Annotated in this window: 18 protein-coding genes; 9 read left to right on the top strand and 9 right to left on the bottom strand. The window is 40.4% G+C overall.

All coding sequences use genetic code 11. The features are described 5' to 3' along the window. Positions 1-20: 20 nt before the first annotated feature. Positions 21-1,988 carry a hypothetical protein gene (locus QL995_RS02410; RefSeq protein WP_290292342.1) on the bottom strand — a complete coding sequence of 656 codons (1,968 nt, stop codon included), beginning with the start codon at positions 1,986-1,988 and terminating at the stop codon, positions 21-23. Positions 1,989-2,254: 266 nt separating this feature from the next. Beyond that, positions 2,255-3,181, bottom strand: coding sequence for a LysR family transcriptional regulator (locus QL995_RS02405; RefSeq protein ID WP_007583453.1), 927 nt, complete (start codon positions 3,179-3,181; stop codon positions 2,255-2,257). 174 nt (positions 3,182-3,355) lie between these two features. Here QL995_RS02405 and QL995_RS02400 point away from each other — a divergent pair, with 174 nt between their 5' ends. The 3 genes from QL995_RS02400 (at position 3,356) to QL995_RS02390 (ending at position 6,170) form a co-directional block, all read left to right on the top strand. Then, the gene (locus QL995_RS02400; RefSeq protein WP_290292339.1) at positions 3,356-4,033 is read left to right on the top strand and encodes a glutathione S-transferase family protein; all 678 of its coding nucleotides are present in this window, start codon (positions 3,356-3,358) and stop codon (positions 4,031-4,033) included. 106 nt (positions 4,034-4,139) lie between these two features. Beyond that, the gene (locus QL995_RS02395) at positions 4,140-5,267 is read left to right on the top strand and encodes a zinc-binding dehydrogenase (RefSeq protein WP_290292337.1); all 1,128 of its coding nucleotides are present in this window, start codon (positions 4,140-4,142) and stop codon (positions 5,265-5,267) included. 417 nt (positions 5,268-5,684) lie between these two features. Next, entirely contained in the window at positions 5,685-6,170 is a 486-nt protein-coding gene (locus QL995_RS02390; RefSeq protein ID WP_290292336.1) for a hypothetical protein, read from the top strand. A gap of 31 nt (positions 6,171-6,201) precedes the next feature. On the opposite strand, the gene QL995_RS02385 is transcribed toward QL995_RS02390, so the two are convergent. After that, positions 6,202-7,407 carry an anhydro-N-acetylmuramic acid kinase gene (locus QL995_RS02385; protein ID WP_290292333.1) on the bottom strand — a complete coding sequence of 402 codons (1,206 nt, stop codon included), beginning with the start codon at positions 7,405-7,407 and terminating at the stop codon, positions 6,202-6,204. Positions 7,408-7,556: 149 nt separating this feature from the next. On the opposite strand from QL995_RS02385, the gene QL995_RS02380 reads away from it, so the two are divergent. The 4 genes from QL995_RS02380 (at position 7,557) to QL995_RS02365 (ending at position 11,780) form a co-directional block, all read left to right on the top strand. Further along, complete coding sequence (locus QL995_RS02380) at positions 7,557-8,057, top strand: GNAT family protein (protein WP_290292330.1); 501 nt, start codon at positions 7,557-7,559, stop codon at positions 8,055-8,057. A gap of 180 nt (positions 8,058-8,237) precedes the next feature. Next, on the top strand, positions 8,238-9,266 hold the full coding sequence (locus tag QL995_RS02375) for an NADP-dependent oxidoreductase (RefSeq protein WP_169060441.1): 1,029 nt from the start codon (positions 8,238-8,240) through the stop codon (positions 9,264-9,266). Positions 9,267-9,316: 50 nt separating this feature from the next. Beyond that, entirely contained in the window at positions 9,317-9,934 is a 618-nt protein-coding gene (locus QL995_RS02370) for a glutathione S-transferase (RefSeq protein WP_290292324.1), read from the top strand. Between the two features lie 226 nt (positions 9,935-10,160). Continuing rightward, entirely contained in the window at positions 10,161-11,780 is a 1,620-nt protein-coding gene (locus QL995_RS02365; protein ID WP_290292322.1) for a methyl-accepting chemotaxis protein, read from the top strand. 71 nt (positions 11,781-11,851) lie between these two features. On the opposite strand, the gene QL995_RS02360 is transcribed toward QL995_RS02365, so the two are convergent. After that, the gene (locus QL995_RS02360) at positions 11,852-12,160 is read right to left on the bottom strand and encodes a YkgJ family cysteine cluster protein (RefSeq protein WP_010554993.1); all 309 of its coding nucleotides are present in this window, start codon (positions 12,158-12,160) and stop codon (positions 11,852-11,854) included. Between the two features lie 45 nt (positions 12,161-12,205). Then, entirely contained in the window at positions 12,206-14,134 is a 1,929-nt protein-coding gene (locus QL995_RS02355) for a RecQ family ATP-dependent DNA helicase (RefSeq protein ID WP_290292319.1), read from the bottom strand. Between the two features lie 247 nt (positions 14,135-14,381). On the opposite strand from QL995_RS02355, the gene QL995_RS02350 reads away from it, so the two are divergent. Together QL995_RS02350 and QL995_RS02345 are read left to right on the top strand one after the other, a co-directional pair. Beyond that, positions 14,382-15,686: an NAD(P)/FAD-dependent oxidoreductase gene (locus QL995_RS02350; RefSeq protein WP_007583476.1), complete on the top strand. Its 1,305-nt coding sequence runs from the start codon at positions 14,382-14,384 to the stop codon at positions 15,684-15,686. Between the two features lie 95 nt (positions 15,687-15,781). Beyond that, a complete protein-coding gene (locus tag QL995_RS02345) occupies positions 15,782-17,281 on the top strand; it encodes a DUF2235 domain-containing protein (protein ID WP_290292316.1) in 1,500 nt (499 codons plus the stop codon). 273 nt (positions 17,282-17,554) lie between these two features. Here QL995_RS02345 and QL995_RS02340 read toward each other — a convergent pair whose 3' ends face one another. The 4 genes from QL995_RS02340 to QL995_RS02325 all read right to left on the bottom strand — a co-directional run bounded on the left by QL995_RS02340 (position 17,555) and on the right by QL995_RS02325 (position 22,098). After that, positions 17,555-18,538, bottom strand: a complete 984-nt coding sequence (locus QL995_RS02340; RefSeq protein WP_096058047.1) for an IS110 family transposase — start codon at positions 18,536-18,538, stop codon at positions 17,555-17,557. Positions 18,539-18,894: 356 nt separating this feature from the next. Beyond that, positions 18,895-19,989, bottom strand: a complete 1,095-nt coding sequence (locus QL995_RS02335; protein WP_290292314.1) for a Fic family protein — start codon at positions 19,987-19,989, stop codon at positions 18,895-18,897. Between the two features lie 410 nt (positions 19,990-20,399). Then, positions 20,400-21,788 (bottom strand): HipA domain-containing protein, encoded by a 1,389-nt coding sequence (locus tag QL995_RS02330; RefSeq protein WP_290292311.1) that lies wholly within the window; start codon positions 21,786-21,788, stop codon positions 20,400-20,402. Continuing rightward, positions 21,772-22,098: a helix-turn-helix transcriptional regulator gene (locus tag QL995_RS02325; protein ID WP_029753647.1), complete on the bottom strand. Its 327-nt coding sequence runs from the start codon at positions 22,096-22,098 to the stop codon at positions 21,772-21,774. Before QL995_RS02325 ends, QL995_RS02330 begins: the two co-directional genes overlap by 17 nt. Positions 22,099-22,168: the final 70 nt, after the last annotated feature.

Raw genomic sequence — 22,168 nt, 5'->3', positions numbered from 1 at the left:
GAGTGAACAACTCAAAACCGTTACTTTTTATCCATAAAAAAGTTAACTTGCGATAAGTTAGTTAAATATTCTCGCCTTACGTCTTTATTCTCAGCTAGCTTGTCTAAATCACCAATTAAGGTAACTAGTTTATTATGGGAGTGGCTGCTTGTTTTTTTAAACTCGTCTTGCTTTTCGTCACTCTCAACACGCTCTTTTTTATTCATGTTGTAGCTGTTTTCGTTTTCTTCAAGCCAAATATCGTCAATTAAGCGAATGTTGCTTTTACTAACGGTTTGTTCTTGCATCGCCATTTGTAGCTCGTATTGATTGGTTTGCGGATTAAACTCAAACATTTTTGTATCAACATCAACCTCGTGAGACTGATCAAGCCCCACAAGCTCTTTATTTTTAACGGCGGTGTTTACGTTATAACTCTCTTCTTTGTCGTAATAATCAGGGCGACTGTATTGATAATCAAAGTGGCTGCTTACATTTTTACTTTGCGTTACACCGCTAAGCTCCCCTAATTGGGCTTGTTCAGTCGCTTGGCTTAGCTCAATTGTACTTTTAGGCTGATAATCTCCGTTATCAAGCGCATAAGAAAATGTAGCATCAAAATCAGCGAGCTTAGAAATACCCACTCCTAATGTATTTGGCGCTTTATTACCAAGCCCTTGGTAACGGGCATCGTTTGTAATCATGTTATCAACCAAATCGGCAACCATAGCGCGCCCGTCATTAAAGTGCTGATCTGCAAGTGACTCCAAATTGCTATAACGCTCAGCAGCCAACGACATACTCGCAAAAGCGCCTTTAAACAATGCAAAACCTTGCTGCATTGCCTCATCGCCACTTTTACCAAATGCCGATGTTTTATCATCTTCAGTACTGTTTACTCGGCTATCTTCTAGGCTTTGATCGAGCGACGCTAAATACTGCTGCATTTGCTGCGTGTCTTTAGCACCAATGGTTGACATATCGAGTGCAAAATCAATGTCGTTTTGCCCACCTGTGGCTTTAAACACAAGTGCTTGCTGGTTTGATGCTTCATCAATGGAGTAGCTTAAATCAAGCGTATTCTCTGCAGTATCAAGCGCATCATTTTGCGTTGTTGAAAACGACACATTAAAACCGGCTAACTGTTCACTATTAAAGCCCGCTAAAAAATCTAAGCTCATGTCTGTTTGATTTGGGACTATAAGAGGATTGAATGAATTTTCACTCACTTTAAAAAATTCATCGGCCATTTCACCAACACCCGCCATAACCTGCGTTAAAGCCGTATGTTCAGCCTCAGATAAATTGCCATTAACTTCGTAACTCATGCCAAAGCCATCTATCGCTTCACCTGTTTCTTCGTCATAACCTTGCGATGAGTTAAAGGTAATGTTTATAACATCGCCTTCTTTAGTTTTTACCGAGAGCTCAAACAGGTAGTTATCGTCATCCTCGTATTTTGCGCGATTAAGGCTTTCCATGTATGGATTCAGTGAGCGCTCAACACGTTGCTGACTTGAGGCTAAAAACGTTTTTTGCTCATGCCCAAGCTGACCTAAACTCGATAAAATATCGCTGGTATTAGCATAAGCACCCTGAATATTTTTAACTGACGTATTTAATCGCTCAATTAATTGGGTACTGTTTTCGTTTTTTAATAACCCCTCATGTTGAGAGCTTATTACGGTGCGCAGGGCAAGTTCTTCATCGGAGAGTTTATAGTTAAGCGTGCTCGGCGTGCTTGAAATAGTAAATAACGAGGTAAGTTGCTGCTTTAAAACGCCCTCTACCTTTTGATTACTGACTAGTGCTTCGTCAATAGTTTCGTTATTTAGCTGGCTTAATAACTCATCGGATATTTTGGGGGCGTTAGTTTGTAAATCATTAATAGCTTGAAGGTCGCTACCGGTTAGTAGCGAAGGACTCACAGAGGTTTGATCAGCGTTATTAACTGATTGGGCATGTAAAGTGCTTAAATTAGACTGGCTGCCAAGTGCATTATTAACCATGATTATCCTTAATCGCTAAACCCTGTTAAGTAATTTATCGGTCACAGCATTAAAAGCTTTAGCTTAAGGAGACGTTTTTTACCTATTATTTATACAAACAACCCATTAATAAATTAAATAAGCATAAATGACGTAAATCTAAACCGGATAAATCCAAATCGGATAAGCGTAGGTCGGATAAGTACAGCGCCATCCGACAATTCACCAATTCACCAATTCACCAATTCACCACTCTATTTATCTACTACCCACCTAACTATTAAGGGCTATTCTGTTCGCTTACCACTTTCATTTGTTTCTTTTATTCTTTGTACTAAAAAGTCGACCGCCGCTTTTACCTTTGGTACTAAATAGCGCTGCTTTTGATACAACAAATAAACCGCCATGGTCGCATTTTGGCTTATCGCTAACTCATGCTCAAATTTAAGCTCTTGTAATTGGCCAGACTCAAGGTATGAGTCGAGCGCCCACCGAGTTGACATTAAAATGCCCTCACCATTACATGCTTTTTTAGCCAGCCACGATCCGTTATTTGAAATAGCGACCGCAGGGCCAGAAACGTCGTGCCATTGCTCATCCACTTTACATAACCAAGGTGTTGGCCCCGCTGGCGTTTTAAAATAAAGGCCACTGTGGCCCTTTAATTCCATAACATTAGTAGGTACACCGTATTTTTGTAAATAGCAGGGTGACGCGACAGGAATAAAGCCGTTATCCATTAGTTTTATTGCTAGCACGCGCTCATTTGGCGCATAGCCACCGCGAATAGCAATATCAACATCGTCACGCCCAAGTGTCGACAGCTCATCACTTAAGCTAACATCTAATATAATTTCGGGGTATAGCGCGCTAAATTCATCAAGCAAAGGCAGTAATATTTTGTCACCAAAACTCACCATTGAGCTTATACATAATCGCCCCATGGGTGTTGTTTGATAACTGCGTACAGTTTCGTGGCTTTGCTCTAGCTGATTTAATATTTGCTGAACATCGTTATAGTAAATTTGCCCAACTTCGGTCAATTTAACTATGCGGGTCGAACGCTTTAAAAGCGTAGCCCCTAGGCTTTTTTCTAAATCAGCAACTCGCCGTGACAACGACGAAGGCGGCACATCAAATGCTTTGGCGGCTTTGGTAAAACTGCCCGTTTCAACCACTTTAATAAAATACCGTATGGCTTTTAGTTGATCCAAGTCGCCTCTCCATTAAATAAAATGCTTTATTGTCTTAAAGACAAAAGTGATTCGCATTTTCCCCTATATATAAGCAAATTAAAACAAGTAATAATGTACTCAACCTAAAGACAGGGACTTAAATTGCATTTTTTGGCAATGAGTATCTTCACGTTAATGATGGAAAGCTGACTTATGATTACTTTGCACGGTTTTGCTGCTAGCAACTATTACAACCTAGTTAAACATGTACTTTTACACAAACAACTGCCATTTAAAGAACACCTTGTTTACGGCGGTAGTGAAGAGTTACTAGCAATAAGCCCTGCAGGCAAAGTGCCTGCAATCACAACAGCTAACGGCCTTAATATTTCAGAGTCGAGTGTTATTTGCGACTTTATAGAAGAGTCGTACCCACAAACCCCGCTATCCCCTGAAGATGCAGGTGAGCGCGCAGTTGTACGTCAAATTATGAAAATGGCAGAGCTTTATTTTGAACTGCCAAGCAGACGGTTCATCCCTTATGTATTTTCAGGCGCTGAAGTACCTGAAACAACTAAAGCCGAAGTACGCCAAGTATTAACGCGTGGCGTAACCGCTTTGGGTAGCGTGTGTAAGTTTTCACCTTGGATTGCAGGCGAGCAATTTACAATGGCAGACATTTACGTTTATTACGTAAACACCATAGTTAGCGCCTTTGGCTCAAGCCAGCTTGATTGGGATGTACTTGCACAAGTACCCGGCATGAAAGAGTGGAACGAATCAATGAGCCAATTAGCCATTGCCCAAAGCATAGAGGCCGATCGCCAATCAAATATGGCTGAATTTATGCAAAAAGTGAAAGCGCAAATTCAAGCAGCAAACGCTAAATAACGCGTAACTATAAAAGTATCTATTCTAAATTTTAATTACTAACTCAGTATCGCCAATACAATAATGTTATTGGCTTAACAAATTTAATTCTTTGCAGGAGACACCTATGACAGATAAAAATATCCAACTTACTTCAACTATCAGCGAAGACAATAAACTAACACTTGCCTTAAAAAACATCGAGATGCCAAAGCCGAATGCCGATGAAGTGGTTATTCGCATTGAAGCTGCACCATTAAACCCATCAGACTTAGGCGTTTTATTCAGCGCAGCTGATATGTCTACTGCAAAGCAATCGGGTACTGATGAAGACCCGGTAATTACTGCCGATGTTCCAGCTCAATTTATGCCATCACTTAAAACCCGTGTAGGTAAAGCAACACCTGTAGGTAATGAAGGCGCAGGCACCGTAGTAGCAGCAGGAGCATCACCAGCCGCACAAGCATTAATGGGTAAAACCGTTGCAGTAATTGGCGGCGGTACGTATCGTCAATTTATATGTGCCAATGTACAAAGTTGCCTAGCGCTAAAAGAAGGGACTACTGCTAAAGAAGGTGCATCATCTTTTGTTAATCCACTTACCGCACTAGCAATGGTAGAAACCATGCGCGCTGAAGGCCATAAAGCTATTATTCATGCTGCTGCAGCTTCTAACCTTGGCCAAATGCTAAACCGTATTTGTATTGCCGATGGCGTTGATTTAATTAATATTGTTCGCAAACCAGAACAAGAAAAATTACTGCGCGATATGGGTGCAAAATATATTGTTAACTCAAGCAGCGACACTTTTCTTGCTGACCTAACAGCTGCAATAATCGAAACCGGTGCAACTATAGCGTTCGACCCTATTGGTGGCGGCCAGCTAACAAGTGACATTCTCAACTGTATGGAAGTTGCAGCTGCGCGCGATATGAAAGAGCACACAATTTATGGCTCTGATACATTTAAACAAGTGTATATTTATGGTGCACTAGACCGCGGCCCTATTACGTTAAACCGTAACTTTGGCTTTGCTTGGGCTGTAAACGGGTTCTTGTTATTTAATGCTTTAGGTAAATTAGGCACAGATACAGTAATGAAAATGCGCAAACGCGTTGCTGATGAAATTACCACTACATTTGCGAGCAACTACACGCACGAAGTGTCATTAGCTGAGGTATTACATTTACAATCAATCGCGGCTTATTCTAAACAAGCAACAGGCGAGAAGTACTTAATTAAACCTCAAGCTTAATTAAATATTCTTCGTTAAAAATTGTAAAACCACAGCGCTTAGCACTGTGGTTTTACAATTTAAAAGCAGATGCTAATTAGGTATCTGCTTTTTTGTCGTAATAAAAACTTAAAAGTATAATGAATGCGCAATAGGCTCGCTAATTGTTATTGAATTTATAATTTTTAATACACTTATTCAAGCCATCAATGAAATTCTGGTATAAATGAATATCTAAATTACTTAACGCATTTAAGAACGTATCTTTAGAAATATCACCTGGAATCACCTTCTAGCATTATAAAACTTCAAAAAAGATCCTCTTTGATCAAACCACTCAATAATTGTACTAATTAATGCAATTAGTCATAAATCTGTAACCTTGATCCGCGATAATCTCTATCCGATAAATGAATAGACTCAAGAAGATTAAGTAAGATGAGTACACCCTTAGTGCAACTAACATTTGCACTGCAATCATTTGATGATTCTATGTCTGCGGCGATGAGCCACGCTATGGAATATGAAAAGCTATCGCTAAAAGCCAATGCTGCGCATAACATTACGCTGCAGTGTGTGTTGCCTGATGGCGCAAATGAGAGCGATGTTATTTCACTAAGTGCAACGCAGCCCAGTGCGCGTGGGGCGCAGTATTTTACTGAAAAAACGCTGAGCAATGCAGACCTTGAATCTGGTACTGTAAACCTAACTTTAAGTAACATTACACAAAGCCAGTGTTTTGTAGTGCAAATGATGCTGCACGGAAAAAACACGACCTTAAAAGAAAGCCAACAGCTCGATGTGTACATTAAAGCATTTGAGCAAGGCTACATCCCTGAGCTAATAAAAACTGAACATGCTAAGCCTCAGGGCGTTCGTAGCTACTTTGCGAGTATGGGGTCTACGTTTTTATCGCTGTTTTAGTGCTGCCCGTACTTTGCCGACCTATAAGTTATTAATCTGCAAAACTTACTTTACCCATAGTAACTCCAGCGATACCTTGCGCGGTATTACTTAGGTGTTGCTGCTCACCGGCTAGGCATTCGTTTGCTAAAATAGCAAATAACACAGCCTCTTTTGCGTCGGGATTTATACCTAAATCGTCGGTGTTTTTAAAAGCCTTAATACGTGGGCAAAGCACTGTAAGTTGCGCCATTAGTAACGGGTTATGAATACCGCCACCACTTGCATACACCACACAATTTTGTGCGCGCTCTGCACACTCGTTTAATGCATTTGCTATAACGGTTGCAGTAAAGGTATTTAAGGTGGCCATTACATCTTCATGGCTTAAATGGTGAGTATTTGTAACCTGCTGTGCGGCGTTTAAATACGCTAAGTTAAATACCTCTGGCCCTGTAGTTTTAGGCATTGGGAGTTTAAAAAATGCGTTATTACATAATGCATTTAATAATGGTGTATTTACCTTGCCTGCTTTTGCTATTTTTGCGCCATCGTCATAATGCATATCTTTAAAATGTTGCTGTACGTAGGCATCCATAATGGTATTACCGGGGCCAATGTCGGAGCTAAACACTCCGTTTGCATCACCATTTTTGGGTAAAAACGTTAAGTTAGCTATGCCGCCCATATTTAGCAAAACCCGACTCTCAACAGCGCTCGAAAAATACAAATAATCGCCATACACAGCAAGCGGTGCGCCCTCGCCCCCTGCGGCTATGTGTTTTTGCCTAAAATCACCAATGGTTGTAATACCCGTAGTAACGGCTATTTGGTCACTATCGCCAATTTGTAAGGTGCCATTAGTAAAGCTTTTGTGGTTATGCTGCGACTGCGGGCAATGATAAATGGTTTGCCCGTGGCTGGCTATTACATCAATACTTGCTGGGTTTATATTCCACTTAGCTAAGCACTGGTTAACCATATCGCCATGGAGTTTACCTACCCACGGGTGCAATAAAGTAACAAGCTCTAAATCGCATTCTCGCTTAGCAAATACCTGCTTTATTTTAGTTTTATAATCGTCGTTGTAATCAACAGTAGTAAAATTTAAAACCTCAATGTGTGTATTTAAGCCTGCGCCCGTTACTTTGCACAGTGCAACATCAAGCCCGTCCAACGAGGTGCCACTCATTAAACCAATAATTAAACGGCTTGGTTTTTGGGCGCTGTTATAAAGTGCTTTAATGTGAGGGTGCATAGTGGCATCTAAAATAGGTGTAATATTTTGCTTATATTAGAGGACTTTAAAACAAAGTAATAGCCGTAAACCGTTTAATTTAGGTTCTGATTGTTTAACGTTAAAATGATTGTTAAGTTAGTGTGCATACTAAAAATTTATGAAAAAATATGATCACCCTCAGAGAGTTTAAAGCCCAAGACGCGCCTTTTATTATTAGCACCTTAAATGATGAACAGGTAACGCGTTATTTATCGTCAAAAATTCCGTTTCCTTATACGCAAGCCGATGCTGCTTGGTGGATAAACCAAGGCTCAAAAAACGGCGTAATTGATGCAACGGCTAAGGCCATTGAGGTAAATGGACAATTTGCCGGCTGTATTGGTGTAACTCCCGGCGAATTTGAATACAGCCACAGTGGCGAAATTGGTTATTGGCTAAATAAAGCCTATTGGGGGCAAGGCATTATTACTCGCGCTATTGAACTTATATGCAATGAAGCGTTTGCGCAATCCAACATAAACAGAATTTTTGGCGCTGTGTTTGCTGGTAATACCGGCTCTATGAAAGCACTTATTAAAAGTGGCTTTGAGCAAGAGGCTGTGCTTAAACAGGCCATTTATAAAAACGGGGTGTTTTACAATAGCCATATTTTTAGCAAGCTAAAATAAACCATTTAGAATAAATACTCTGCAAAGCTTGAATTATCAACCACCCGCCCAAAACTCCTTTATTAAGGTACGCATTGTACATATTCATACTGCTTAGCCGCGCATTATTGTTTAGCTGATCACGATTTTTAAAGCGTAAACATTCGGTAAGTAGTTTATTTATATTAATAGGAGATTTTTATGTCTACGACTAGTCGCCAACTTACTCTTGAATCACGCCCTAATGGCGCTCCAACAGATGAAAACTTTAAATTAAAAACGGTAGAGCTTCCTGCATTAAAAGACGGCGAAGTTTTACTACGCACTATTTACCTATCGCTAGACCCGTATATGCGTGGTCGTATGAGCGATGCTAAGTCGTACGCTGACCCTGTTAATATTGGCGATGTAATGGTTGGCGCAACTGTGTGCCAAGTAGAAGAGTCTAAAAACGATAAGTTTAACGAAGGCGAATGGGTCCTTGCCTACACAGGTTGGCAAGACTACGCCATTACCGATGGCGAAGGCTTAATGCAATTAGGTAAAGAGCCTGCAAATCCTTCATACGCATTAGGTATTATGGGTATGCCTGGCTTTACGGCTTACATGGGTTTACTTGATATTGGCCAGCCTAAAGAAGGCGAAACCGTAGTTGTTGCAGCAGCAACAGGCCCAGTAGGTGCAACGGTTGGTCAAATAGCTAAAATTAAAGGCTGTAAAGTAGTGGGTGTTGCTGGTGGTAGCGAAAAATGTGCACACGCCGTTGAAAAACTAGGGTTTGATGCCTGTATTGATCATAAAGCTGATGACTTTGCAGAGCAGTTAGAAAAAGCCTGTGATAAAGGCATTGATGTTTACTACGAAAATGTGGGCGGTAAAGTATTCGACGCCGTATTACCACTATTAAATACCGCAGCGCGCGTACCATTGTGTGGTTTAGTATCGCAATATAACGCAACTAGCTTGCCAGAAGGCCCAGACCGTTTAGGTATGCTAATGGGTCAATTGCTTACTAAGCGTATTAAAATGCAAGGCTTTATCATTTTTGATGATTACGGCGACCGTTATGACGAGTTTGCACAAGATATGCAAAAATGGCTACAAGACGGAAAAATTCAATACCGTGAGCACATGGTAGAAGGCATCGAAAATACAGTAGGCGCGTTCAACGATATGATATGCGGTAAAAACTTTGGTAAAACTGTGGTTAAAATTAATAACCCACTTTAATTTTAAACGGCTTGTAAGGCCAAGTCCTTACAAGCCACAAAAGGACTGACATGATCAAACTACACCATTTAAATAAATCACGTTCTAAACGCGTAATTTGGCTTTTAGAAGAGCTAAATGTTGACTACGAAATTGTGGCTTATCAGCGCAACAAAGACACCTTCCTAGCCCCTGACGAATTAAAGCATATTCATCAACTTGGTAAGTCACCAGTGATTGAAGACGGCGGTTTAATTATTGCTGAATCAGGCGCTATTACAGACTACCTTATTATTAAATACGGCAATGGTAAATTTGCTCCAAAAGTAGATACCGCTGAATATGTTGACTACCAGCAATGGCTGCACTTTGCAGAAAGCTCAGCAATTTTACCGCTTTTACTTAAAATGTTTGTACTAAAAGACGGCGCTAAAACGCAGTTTTTAGAAGGCTATGCCGACGCTGAAACAGCTAAAGTAATTAGCTACTTTAACGACCGTCTTGAAGGTAAACGTTATTTAGTGGGCGATACCCTAACGGGCGCTGACTTTATGATGTCGTTTATTGTTGAAATTGTTAAAAACTCAGGTCAATTAGCGCACTTTAAAAACCTCGTTAAATACGACGAGCAATTACAAAGTCATGAGAAGTTTCATACAGCTAATGAGCTAGAAGCAAAGTACGATTAACTACTTTTATATAATATTTTTATATAACATTAAGGGGCATTTAGCCCCTTTTTTAATGCCTGAAAAACACACCTCATTAAAGTTACGCTTGTAAATTAAATTAACAAACAATCCCTTATTGCTAATAAAACTTTAATTAATAAGGCATAATACTGCTATTGTTTTAGAATAATCACTAATAATACAAGCTGCTCTTGCGCGTATTGACTCACACTTGGGATCAACCATGACCATAAACATGCGTTTAACGACCGGCTTTGGCGTAATTTTATCAATGATGCTTATTTTAACCATTATTGGCATTTCGCGCGTTAGCCTCATTAATAATAACATTACCCACATGACCGACGTAAATTCGGTAAAGCAACGTTACGCAATTAACTTTAGAGGCAGCGTACACGACAGAGCGATAGCCGTGCGCGATGTAGTGCTAATTACCGATCAAAGCAGTTTAAGCACCGTGTTAAAGAACATAAAAGAGCTAAACGCATTTTACCAAACGTCAAGCAGGTCTATGGCCGAGCTAATGGGTAATATGAATAATGAAGAGCGCGCTCTAATTAATAAAATAAATCAAATAGAGCAGCGCACTCAACCTTTCATTCAAGGTGTTATAAACGCTAAAAATACAGGAAACCTAAACGAAGCTGAGCGCATTTTATTAACCGATGCGCGCCCTGCGTTTACCCAGTGGCTAAATGTTATAAACCAATTTATAAACCTACAAGAACAAGCAAATCAAACCACCACTATCGATACTCTCGATATTGCCAGCTCGTTTAAAATTTGGATGATTTCGCTCACCGCACTTGCCTTTTTAATAGGCATAAGCGTTGCGTATGTTATTAGCCAACTGATCAGAAATTCAGTAGGTGGCGAACCACAAGAAGCTGCTGAAGTAATTGCCCTTATTGCGCAAGGCGATTTAAGAGGCGATGTACAGTCGTGTTGCCCAAATAGCATGATGGCTTCTGTAGGGGTTATGCAATCTAAATTAAAAACCATTGTAGATAGCATTATTAACTCATCTGAAGAGCTTTCTACGCACTCTGCAAGCGTAGCATCTGGCTCGCAGCAAGCACTTAGTGCCGCTGACGCACAAGTAACTTATACAAACTCGGCAGTAAGCAGCCTAGAAGAAATGAGCCGTAGTATCCATGCTGTAGCCGACTCAGTTAGGCAAACAGAAGATAACTCAAAAATAACCGCGCAATTATCGCAGCAAGGTAGTATTGCAGTGCAAAAAGTAGCGGCCGAAATTGAACAAATTTCAGTGACCGTAAAAGCCACAGTTACCCAAGTAAACGTGTTGCAAGAACATGTAAAACACATTGGCGATATTTTAAGTGTGATCCGCAGTATTTCTGATCAAACAAACTTGCTTGCACTAAATGCAGCAATAGAAGCTGCAAGAGCAGGCGAAACAGGCCGAGGGTTTGCTGTTGTTGCTGACGAGGTAAGACAACTTGCCCAGCGCACTGGCGACGCAACAGGCGATATTGAAAAGATGATTTTGCAAGTACAAGAAAACACGCAAGCGTCGGTAACAGCTATGGAAACCACAGTACCACAAGTAGAAAATGGCCTAACGCTTACTCACGAAGCAAACGAGTTACTGCATCAAATACAGCAACAAGCTAACGACTCATTAAGTAACGTGCTTGAAATTGTTGAATCAACATCAAACCAAGTAGCCACCGTGGCGCAAATTAGTACCGGCGTTGAAGAAATTGCCAGTATGTCCAAAGAAACCAGCATGTCGCTTAACAGTAACGCACAAGAAGCTGTTGCATTAGCTGACCTTTCAAACACACTTAAAAAGTATATTAGCTACTTTAAAGTTTAATTTTTATAGTAAGCAATAAACAAAGGGGCTTTTAAGCCCCTTTGTCGTTTATGTACTTTAATAATAGCGGACTATATACCTGCTAAATCGCGCTCGGTAATACACTCACCCGACGCCATTTCAAACTCGCGACATACTAATGGGCGGTTTTCGTAAATAGAGCACATAAGCGTGTTACGGTCGAGTGCTTGGCACCAACCGTCGTCAGCGCGTTTCATTACTTCGCTGCCCCATTTATCGTATTCTATATAGTTAAAAGGCACGCCGGTGTCGGTTACTATGCGCACTTCTAATTGGCAACAACAGGCTTGGCAGTTAGCACACGTAACGGGCTCTGGGGTAGTAGAAATATTTTCAACGGGAATAACAATATGAGGCATAGTGACTTACTTTTTTGAATAAGCCACTAGGATACAGTAACTAATTTAACGCGCTAGTAGTTTTGCTTTTATATCGCTGTAACGCATTTGCTCACACAGTGCAAAACCACTCAGCTGGCGTACTTTATTACGTGCAAATAACGGCACACTCATCCCTGCTAAAAAGCGGCATTGGGTTTCAATACCCACATTATGATTACCTTTGCCTGCCATATGCGCTAAAAACTCATTTACCTTTTGATAAATAAGTTGCTCGTCAATATATGCAGGCTCTATAGAATATTCAAGCTTAACCGCATGACCTCTACACACACTACAATGCCCACACTGCTCAGGTGCATTTTGATCGTCAAAATAGCGCGCTAAGTTATAGCTTAAGCAACTTTGTAGCTCAAAAAAGCGTACCAGTGCAGCAATACGTTTAATTTCGGCTTGTTCTTTATCGGTAAAATAGTCGTGAAGTTGCTGGGCAAGTTCTGGGTTATTTATAACCTCTCCATGCACTTTGTATACTTGGGTAATACGTTTGGTTTCAAGCGTTATTAGGTTTTTTTCGGCTAGGTAATCAAGAGCAGCCACTACACGTTTTCGATCAACCTGCGCTGCTTGCGTAAGGGAGTCAAAATTTAGTGTGCCCCATATTTTTTTAAAGTCAGTATGGCTAAATATTTGCGTTAAAAACGCTTGGCGTTGCTCATCAAAATGACCAAGTAGCTCGTTTTTATCAACCAAAAATTTATATTTAAAATCGGCGTAGTAAGCATATTGCGGCGTTATAGCGCCTTGCATTTCAAGCTGTACGAGTAAGGTTTTTAGTGCCAATTGCCTAATATTACTTTCGCTTGAAAGACTGTATTCTTGCATTTCCCATTGCTGGTGGCTTTGGCGAATATCGTTAATTACGTATTCAATACCGCTAAGCTCTGGGGTGTCGCCATATACAAAGTTTTCAACCGTATTTAGGCCGTCTAGGTTAGCAAGGGTGTAGCAGTTTGATGGATTGCCATCGCGCCCTGCTCGGCCAATTTCTTGGCTGTAGTTTTCTATCGATTTTGGTAAATCGTAATGTATAACAAAACGAATATCCGACTTATCAACGCCCATACCAAAGGCTATAGTTGCCACAACAACGTTAATTTTACCGCCCATAAAGTCATCTTGAATTTGCCAGCGTAGCGTATCTTCAAGCCCTGCATGATACGCCACCGCATGCACACCTTGCGCACTTAGCACATTAGCAACTTGCTCAGCGCTTTGCTGTAGCGTTACATACACAATACCTGGGCCACTTTGCGCACGCACTATGTTGGTAAGCTCGGTGTTTTTATCGGCGGTTTTAACGCTCAGCACGCTTAAATCTAAATTAGCGCGGTAAAAGCCCGTTTGCACAATGCACTCAGGCGCAATAGCAAATCGCTCTGCCATATCGCGTTTTACTTTTTTAGTGGCCGTTGCAGTAAGTAACAACACTAAAGGAATATTAAGCTCTTCGCGGTAACGCGGTAGTTTAAGGTAGTCGGGTCTAAAGTTATGGCCCCATTCAGATATACAGTGCGCTTCGTCTACCACTAACATCGAAAGCGCCACTTGGCTTATAAACTCTCTAAAACGCTCGTTTTTAAAGCGCTCAACCGACACCATTAGTACTTTAATTTTACCATTTCGCACATCATTCATTACGGTGCTGCTTTGCATTTGATCTTGGCTCGAATCAAGGCTGGCAGCATAAATACCTTTGCTATTTAAAAAGCTAATTTGATCTTTCATCAATGCAAGCAAAGGCGAAACCACCAAGGTTAAATTTGGTAAATGCAACGCAGTTAATTGATAGCACAACGATTTACCCGAGCCGGTCGGAAATATAGCCAACGACGATTGACCATTTAAAAGCTGCTCTATAGTTTGTTGTTGCCCTGTTCTAAATTGGCTAAAACCAAAGTGCTGCTCAAGTGATTGAATTAGTGGCGTGGTCATAAATGTCCTTTTGATGTTTTTAAACAGCGATTTAACTGCACAGCTAGGCGATAAGAAAGTGAGTATAACTTATATACCTTTGATCATCATTTTTTGCTGACATATCCTTTATTTAGGCGCAAACTAGGCACCCATTAAATAAGTAGTAACTACTTGTTGCCAAAATAATTTATTGATACCCAAGTCACCTTAAAGAACTAATAAAAAATACAGATCACTTGGGTATATTATTTTTAAGGGCAACGTTATGAGTATTACAATACCTAAAATCGTCGTTATTGGCGGTGGTGCTGGCGGATTAGAACTTGCAACCCAACTGGGGCATAAGCTAGGGAAAAAAAAACAAGCAGATATACTGTTAATAGACAAAAACCGTACCCACATATGGAAGCCGTTACTGCACGAAGTAGCGACAGGCTCTATTGACCCTGATTTAGATGGCGTTGTGTATTCAGCCCATGCCGCAAAACATCATTATCGTTTTCAACTTGGTACTTTTTGCAATATAGACCAAAGCAATAAAACAATTACCCTCTCCCCACTTAACGACGAGTTAGGCCACACTATTTTACCTGGCCGTACAGTTCGTTACGATCACCTTGTTATTGCCATTGGCAGCGTAAGTAACGACTTTAATACCCCAGGTATAAAAGAGCATTGCTACTTTTTAGATTCAAGCCAACAAGCAGAGCGCTTTCAGCATTCATTACTAGATAGCTTTACGCGCCTTCACCAAGACGACAACCAACAGCAATCACTTAATATTGCCATTGTAGGCGGCGGTGCTACCGGTGTTGAACTCTCAGCTGAACTTTATCATGTGTCTGAACTATTAAAGCTTTATGGCTTAACAAATATGTCGTCTAAGCGTTTACACATTCATTTAATAGAAGCCGGACCGCGTATTTTACCTGCATTACCAGAGCGTATTGCCGTAAGTGCCAAGCGTGAGCTATTAAAGCTTGGCGTAAACGTGCGCGAACAAACGCAAGTGAAAGAAGGCACCGCACAAGGCTTTATCACCAAAGATGAAGAACACATTGATGCCGATATTATGGTGTGGGCAGCAGGCGTAAAAGCACCTGACTTTATTAAAGATTTAGGTGTTTTTGAGCTTACTCGTAGCAATCAAATTCAAGTAAACGAGTTTTTACAAAGCACCGTTGACGAAAGCATTTTTGTATTAGGCGATTGCTGCGCATTTACCCAAGCCGACGGCAAGCAAGTACCACCACGTGCACAATCGGCGCACCAAATGGCGTTATGCGTCGAAAAAAACCTAATCGCAACGCTAAAGCAGCAACCATTACGCGGCTTTAAATACAGCGACCATGGCTCGTTGGTTAACTTATCAAGCTACAGCACTGTAGGTAACTTAATGGGTAACCTAACCAGCAATACCTTTTTTATTGAAGGTAAAATTGCCCGCTTTATGTATATATCTTTATACCGTATGCACCAACGCGCCATACATGGCAGCGCAAAAACCTTTGCATTATGGATAAGTGAAAAAGTACTGCGTGTAGTGCGCCCAAAAATGAAGTTACATTAAAGGCGATTTAAATTAAAGGCAGTGAGCGTTATCACTGTCTTTAATTTTTAACACAGTCTGTGTAGAGTATTTAAAACAACTAAGGGAATTGGGTTATGACGGGTAAAACGCTAATTTTTAACTTTGACGGCACAGGAAACGAGCCCCGTGACGCAGAACAATTTAGCTCAGATCATTTTAAAGAAGACTCTAATATTACCAACATTCTAAAACTGCATTTACTGCTTGGCGGTAAATTAGAAGACTCCCCCATTACTCCTTTTGCTAACCAACTCAGTTTTTATTATCAAGGTATTGGCACTAAAGGCAGCCGCCTTAAACGCATTTTAAACCAAACCCTTGCACCTCGTGGTGACGACGTAGCCAGTATTTTAAATCAAGCGTTAAGCGACTTTAAAGCTCACTACCTAATAGGCGATACCATACTGCTAACGGGCTTTAGCCGAGGCGCTGCGCTTGCCAGACGTTTTGCTAAATGTTTAGAGCCCTTAATAAGCAACAACGTGTATGTATGTGTGTTTGATACCGTCGCCTCTATTGGTTTATCTAAAGTAAGTAAAGCTACACGCGGCGCAGAACACGTTATTTTTGAAAACCACACCATTGCCAACAATATTACTCACGCGCTGCACTGCGTAGCCCTTGACGAAAAACGCCGCGCCTTTGAACCCACACTCATGAACCATCAAAACAATATTACCGAGCTATGGTTTGCAGGTGCGCATTCAGACATTGGCGGCGGTTACTACCGCGATGGCCTAGCTGATATTAGCTTGCGCTATGCACTTGAGTGGTTAATAGAACAACCGCTTAATATATCGTTACTCACTAGCCACGACATAGATTACGAAACCCTACTCCCCGATAGCAACTTAGTAGCACAAGATGACGTAACCGTAACGCCCGATCCGCTCGCATTAAGTCATCAACAAAATTACTTTTGGTTTAACCCGTTTTTTAAATTAGTAGATAGGCAGTGCTATGTATTAATTGATGACGAAGCCAGCAACCTTGAGCCCTTAGTACACTACAGCGTAGCCGAACGTATTAATAAGCTAACTAGTTACCGCCCAGAATCGCTTAAAAAACTACATTACAAAATTAGCTATAACGACAACACCACACTTAGCTTTATTGGTTTAAGCCAACATATAGAACTGGCTAATCAAAACATGAGTGTGCTGAGCATTAACCAAAGCCAAGATGTAATGGTATTTGCCTCTGAGCAATACAACGCAACAGGCCTCATGCTAGAGCAAGGCGCTACGTATCGCTTTACCCCATATCCAAATCAATACTGGTTTGACGATGGCATAAAGTGCACGCCATTAGGCTGGAACCGCGACAACGTACAACTTGGCGTAAAAGAAACCCCAATGGCCGTACTCGAACCATTTAGACGATTTCCTCGCGCACAATGGTTTTCACTCATTGGTGCTATTAATAAAAACGACGACCACCTTTTTGAAATAGCCAACGGCGCCGACATTAAAATAGATAAATCAGGCGAGTTTTGCCCATTCGCAAACGACCTAAGCCGCTTTTACGGCGCTAATGCTGGTAAAATAAAAGTGAAAGTAACGCGGCTGGAATAAGAGGTTGCACAGTATTTAAAATTGTAGGCGTGAGTTTATCTCGCGCTTTGGCTTTATAAAAACACCATGCGAGGTATAAAACCTCACCTACACAATTAAACCACTGCACTGAACAAACCCGTAGGTGCGATTTTACATCGCGCTTTGCTCTTATAAAAACACCCGCGAGGTATAAAACCTCACCTACAATAATTAAACCACCACGATCAACACTACAAAGCCCGCCTAAACACCTGTAGATACCATCTCTCATTTTAAGCTTCAAGGTCGTATTTAACTTTCTTGGAGCTTAAACGCTTCCTGGTTTTTTATTACACCAAAACATATATGAATTAGCTTTCGCATATTTGCACACACAGCTTGCATCGGTGTTTTACCATTGTTTATTAACGTTAACTTGTGTCTCTTTATTGTTTTATTCCATTGCCCTGCAACAATGGCCGCCATATAAAGTTTGCATCGAATTCTGGCTGGCCCAAGTTTACTGATTGATGTTCGCCCTTTTAATTTACCCGATTCATTATGCCGTGGGATTAATCCACAATAAGCTGCCGCTTCTTTGGCTTTATTAAATTTTTTAGCCGCAAACAAATACGTCAGCTCTCTCGATAATACGGGCCCTATGCCAGGGATAGACTCAAGTAGTTTCCTGTTTCTTTTTAAATCAGGTTCATTATCTATGTGGTTATCAATGTCAGATTTAAGCTGTTTAATTTCATCATCTAAAAACGCGATTGTCACTTTTATCGATTGGCAAACACGCGCGGAAACGTTGCTGAATTCACTTGCTTCTAATCGGTTAGCTTCTCGTTGTCGGTTACTCTCAAGCGCATCTAAACGACGAATAAGGGCTTTAAGCTCTCTAATTTCTAACGCTTCAGGTTGCCAATAATTAACGACTGCGTGCTTAGCACAGCCATAATGAGCAAGCATCGTTGCATCAGATTTGTCTGTTTTGTGAATTATGTTTAAAGCGTCTGCATACTTTTTAGCTTTACCTGGGTTCGCTAAAATAATATTAAAGCCTTGCTCGTGTAAAAAATACATCAGCGCTTCATGATAAACACCCGTTGGTTCGAGGGTGATAACGAGCTCACTAGCAGCGCTTTTAGTTGTATTTAAAAGCCATTTTTCTATTGTTACAAAGTCTTGGCGCTTGTTTTTAAAGACTTTTGTTTTAATTTTATTTGTAAGCTGGTCTCTCAACCACGATAAATCAATCTTCTCTTTACTAATATCAATGCCGATAAACATCATCTCTACTTACTCCCCTTGTACATACAGCATCTACTTAAATAAAAGCGTGCTTGGATACCATTCAGTTTGTGAGAATAGAAAGTCAGGGCTTTATCTACGGCGCAGTATTAAATACTAGGCGTAAAGGCAAGCTCACTGACTTCGATGTGATAAATGATAGCTAATCATTTATCAATGAGAGATACAAGGCGCAAAGCTTGCTCGCGCGAAAAGCGAAGCTTTTAAATTGTAGGTGCGATTTTACATCGCGCTTTGCTCTTATAAAAACACCATGCGAGGTATAAAACCTCACCTACAACAATTCAAACACCTATTCACCTCAAACAATGAGGCGAATAATATGTGTAATTGCCTCATTAGGCAATTTTGTAACGTGTACTACGCCCACCTGCGGCGGTTTTTGTTAAAAATCCAAGCGTTTGCAAGTCCGATAAATGGCGTGTTGCGGTTGCACGGCTAACCTTAGCCACCTTTTGATACTGACTCGCACTAATACCCTGTTCAAATTGGCCATCAAGTAACTTATTAAGCACTTTTACTTGCTGCTCACCTAACTTTGTTTGATCTTTACTTGCCCAGTAATTGGTTTTAAAAATTGTTTGCTCAATATTATTAAGCGTATGGTGTATCGCATTATTAAGCGTACGTAAAAACCAATTAATCCATTGGGTAATACAAAGATCTCCACGTTGAGTGGCTTCAAGCACCTCGTAGTAGCTTTTTCTGTCTTCTAAAATAGCCACCGACATAGCGTAAAACCGAATTGACTCAGCATGTTCTTGCGCTAATGCCAGGTCGGTTATAAGGCGTGTAATACGCCCATTGCCATCCTCAAGTGGATGTATTGTTACAAACCATAAGTGTACGATAGCAGCACGAATAAAAGGGTCTATTTGAGGATCGTTTTGCGTTTTGTTAAACCAGTTAAAAAATAGCGAAAGCTCTTTATTTACTCGCTCTTTAGGAGGCGCCGTAAAATGTAATACCGGTTTATCTAAACGCCCCGACACCACTTGCATTGGCTCGTCACCACGCAATTGCCCTCCCTCAATTTTAGTAAATAAGCTTTGCTCACCTGCAAACAATAAGCGATGCCAATTAAGCACTCGCTCTAAATTAAGCGGTGAGTCTGTGTTATTTATTGCATCAAGCATAATCTCTGCAAGATTATCGCTTTGTACTGTTGTTGGGTAAGGTTGCTCATTAATATTGAGCTTTTTAGCAAGTGAAGAGCGAACCGAAAATGCATTAAGCTTTTCACCCTCAATCGCACTGGAGTGAATAATATTTGCAAGTAAAGTATCAAGGGCTTGCTGCTTTTGTTGAGCACTTTGCATGCCCATACGCCCTACTAATAAACCTTGATTATATGAAAGATCCCTTAGTAAAGGAGCAAGCGCTGCAGCATCCCACGTAAAGTTTGGCCAATTTTGCTGTTGCCATATCCACATAGTCTTTAGTCCTAAAGGTAATTAGCTTCAGTCTATGTTATTTATTTGCCTCATGCAATGAGGCGAATAGAAGAGTTAATTGCCTCATTACTTTTAAGCGTTAAACAGAACAATAATTCATTTTTCAATGGTAAAAACAATCCATTTATAAGCGAGGTATAAAACCTCACCTACATCATTGCAAACACCACTCTCAACAAAAGCGTAGGTGCAATTTTATATCGCGCTTTGGCTTTTAAATAAGGACAAGTTAAACACCTGTAGGCGCCCAGCTTGCTCGCGCGAAAAGCGTAGCTTTTAAATTATAAGCCGGAATTTATCTCGCGCTTTTAATTTGTAAATATCGCGTTGATGCTGACAACCAAAATATGAATTACTTACTCAAAATACGTGTATTTATTTTCTGAAATTTAAATAAATGCATCCATATTTGGTAGTTGTATTATTTGCTCACTCAGCTTATTTGCAGCTTTATTAATTATTTTTATGCACAAATCAATGTGTGCTAATTCAGCAGTAGACAAGTTATTTTTAACAGCAGAAACTTTAGCCGTATCAATTGCGGCTAATACAGAGTCAACGGTTTGACTCATAAGTAGTTGCATCCGTGGTAGTGAAATAGCAAATTCATCAGCAAAATCAGCTAACATATAAGCTGTAATCTCATTAGTAAAATTGCCTGCACTTTGCGAATTATGCTCACCCACTGACATAGCATAACACCTTGATATTTTGGTCTGTAGATAGCCCATATCACGGTCAATGCTTCCCTGCTCAATAATAGCCTCTATATTTACCAAGTCGTAAAACGGCGTAAGCTCTAAACCATTTTTACCAACAAAAAAACTAATGTTTTTGCCATGAGCATCGTAATTACGTACTAAAATATTAAATGTCATCCAACGAATAAGCTGAGCCTCATACGCTTGTACATTCGTTGTTTTAACATTAAATAGTTTTGCAAAAGAAACGCCATCTCGAATATAAATACCATCCCCATCATCACCATGCTGACGCTCATATTTATAAGAAGGAGGTAAATTAGTGGCTTGGCAACCATCAATAATATGACGACGTAATACACGGTTTTGATCTTGTGTAACGCGCCTATCAAAGCGATCTATTACAAATACTCTTACATCTGCATAAGTGCGCAACTCAACATGGGGAACATTGAGCCCCGACTCTTTTGCCAAAAGCATGGTAAAAAGTTCATTTACTGCAATGAAAGGAGCTGTACCTGTTTCAAATTTAAAAATTTTATTAGAACATAGCTCCCCTTCACCAAATCCTAATTTACTATCGATTTCGAGTAGGTTTAGTTTGTCTTGAACGCCAGCAACAGAGAGCCGAGTTCGGCCATCCCAATGAGTAATTGGCTCTCCAACTTGTACAAAGCGTTTAAGTTTTTGGCTTAGCTCATCATTAGTTACTTCACGAAAAGATGTTTGCTTTAAAGTACTGTTACTTGCTCTAAACGACAAAGCGCCTGACGTTTCCTCGCCAATTACTTTAATCAAACCAAACGTATTATTTTTAGAGATAGTAGTACTACTTATAATTTCATCAAGACCTTTGCCTTCGGGTAATAAGTTTTGTAAATAATTACGCACAGCACGCGAGTCAAAATCACCATTGAGCGGTAAGTGTGGTGAAATAGCAAAACCCTTATTAATCCACTCAGGCTCATAGGTAAATGCAATTTCATTTTCAGAGCCTATATCAAGAGTTATCGCACCTATCTTCTGCGTATGCCCAATAAATACATCTAAGCTATTTTTTTTAATACCACTGCTCATCGCTCACCTCATCCTTGTTATTGTGGTGCGACTCGTCATCACTGACAAGGCTAAACGACAACCCCAAGTATTCCATCACTTTGAGTACATTAAAAAACTGCACATTCACATCACCTTTTTCTATTTTTATCAGCGTAGGCTTTGAAATATTAAGTGCTTGCGATACATCAACCAGCGTAAGCTTCATGCCAGTTCGCTTTGAAGTAATCGCTTTAGCGAGCCGCACCGACGAAAACGGCTTTGATAGATCAGGCATTTCAGTGCGTTTAACAACTCTTCCAAGTGTTTTTTTTGCTGGTAATTCACTCATTAAAGGTCAACTATAGTTTACTTATACAATTTATTTTAGGGTAGCCCACCCAAAAGTCAAATATAACTTA

Source organism: Pseudoalteromonas sp. APC 3358 (genome assembly GCF_030408075.1).
GTDB lineage: Bacteria > Pseudomonadota > Gammaproteobacteria > Enterobacterales > Alteromonadaceae > Pseudoalteromonas > Pseudoalteromonas arctica.
Note: the sequence above shows the minus strand (reverse complement) of the source record. Positions and strands in the feature narration are given on the sequence as shown.

Bases quoted from the DNA above. Each gene is read 5' to 3' on its own strand.
- QL995_RS02325 (WP_029753647.1), bottom strand. From the start codon at position 22,098: ATGAGTGAATTACCAGCAAAAAAAACACTTGGAAGAGTTGTTAAACGC.
- QL995_RS02330 (WP_290292311.1), bottom strand. From the start codon at position 21,788: ATGAGCAGTGGTATTAAAAAAAATAGCTTAGATGTATTTATTGGGCAT.
- QL995_RS02380 (WP_290292330.1), top strand. From the start codon at position 7,557: ATGATCACCCTCAGAGAGTTTAAAGCCCAAGACGCGCCTTTTATTATT.
- QL995_RS02360 (WP_010554993.1), bottom strand. From the start codon at position 12,160: ATGCCTCATATTGTTATTCCCGTTGAAAATATTTCTACTACCCCAGAG.
- QL995_RS02395 (WP_290292337.1), top strand. From the start codon at position 4,140: ATGACAGATAAAAATATCCAACTTACTTCAACTATCAGCGAAGACAAT.
- QL995_RS02375 (WP_169060441.1), top strand. From the start codon at position 8,238: ATGTCTACGACTAGTCGCCAACTTACTCTTGAATCACGCCCTAATGGC.
- QL995_RS02350 (WP_007583476.1), top strand. From the start codon at position 14,382: ATGAGTATTACAATACCTAAAATCGTCGTTATTGGCGGTGGTGCTGGC.
- QL995_RS02390 (WP_290292336.1), top strand. From the start codon at position 5,685: ATGAGTACACCCTTAGTGCAACTAACATTTGCACTGCAATCATTTGAT.
- QL995_RS02345 (WP_290292316.1), top strand. From the start codon at position 15,782: ATGACGGGTAAAACGCTAATTTTTAACTTTGACGGCACAGGAAACGAG.
- QL995_RS02410 (WP_290292342.1), bottom strand. From the start codon at position 1,988: ATGGTTAATAATGCACTTGGCAGCCAGTCTAATTTAAGCACTTTACAT.
- QL995_RS02370 (WP_290292324.1), top strand. From the start codon at position 9,317: ATGATCAAACTACACCATTTAAATAAATCACGTTCTAAACGCGTAATT.
- QL995_RS02400 (WP_290292339.1), top strand. From the start codon at position 3,356: ATGATTACTTTGCACGGTTTTGCTGCTAGCAACTATTACAACCTAGTT.
- QL995_RS02340 (WP_096058047.1), bottom strand. From the start codon at position 18,538: ATGATGTTTATCGGCATTGATATTAGTAAAGAGAAGATTGATTTATCG.
- QL995_RS02365 (WP_290292322.1), top strand. From the start codon at position 10,161: ATGACCATAAACATGCGTTTAACGACCGGCTTTGGCGTAATTTTATCA.
- QL995_RS02385 (WP_290292333.1), bottom strand. From the start codon at position 7,407: ATGCACCCTCACATTAAAGCACTTTATAACAGCGCCCAAAAACCAAGC.
- QL995_RS02335 (WP_290292314.1), bottom strand. From the start codon at position 19,989: ATGTGGATATGGCAACAGCAAAATTGGCCAAACTTTACGTGGGATGCT.
- QL995_RS02355 (WP_290292319.1), bottom strand. From the start codon at position 14,134: ATGACCACGCCACTAATTCAATCACTTGAGCAGCACTTTGGTTTTAGC.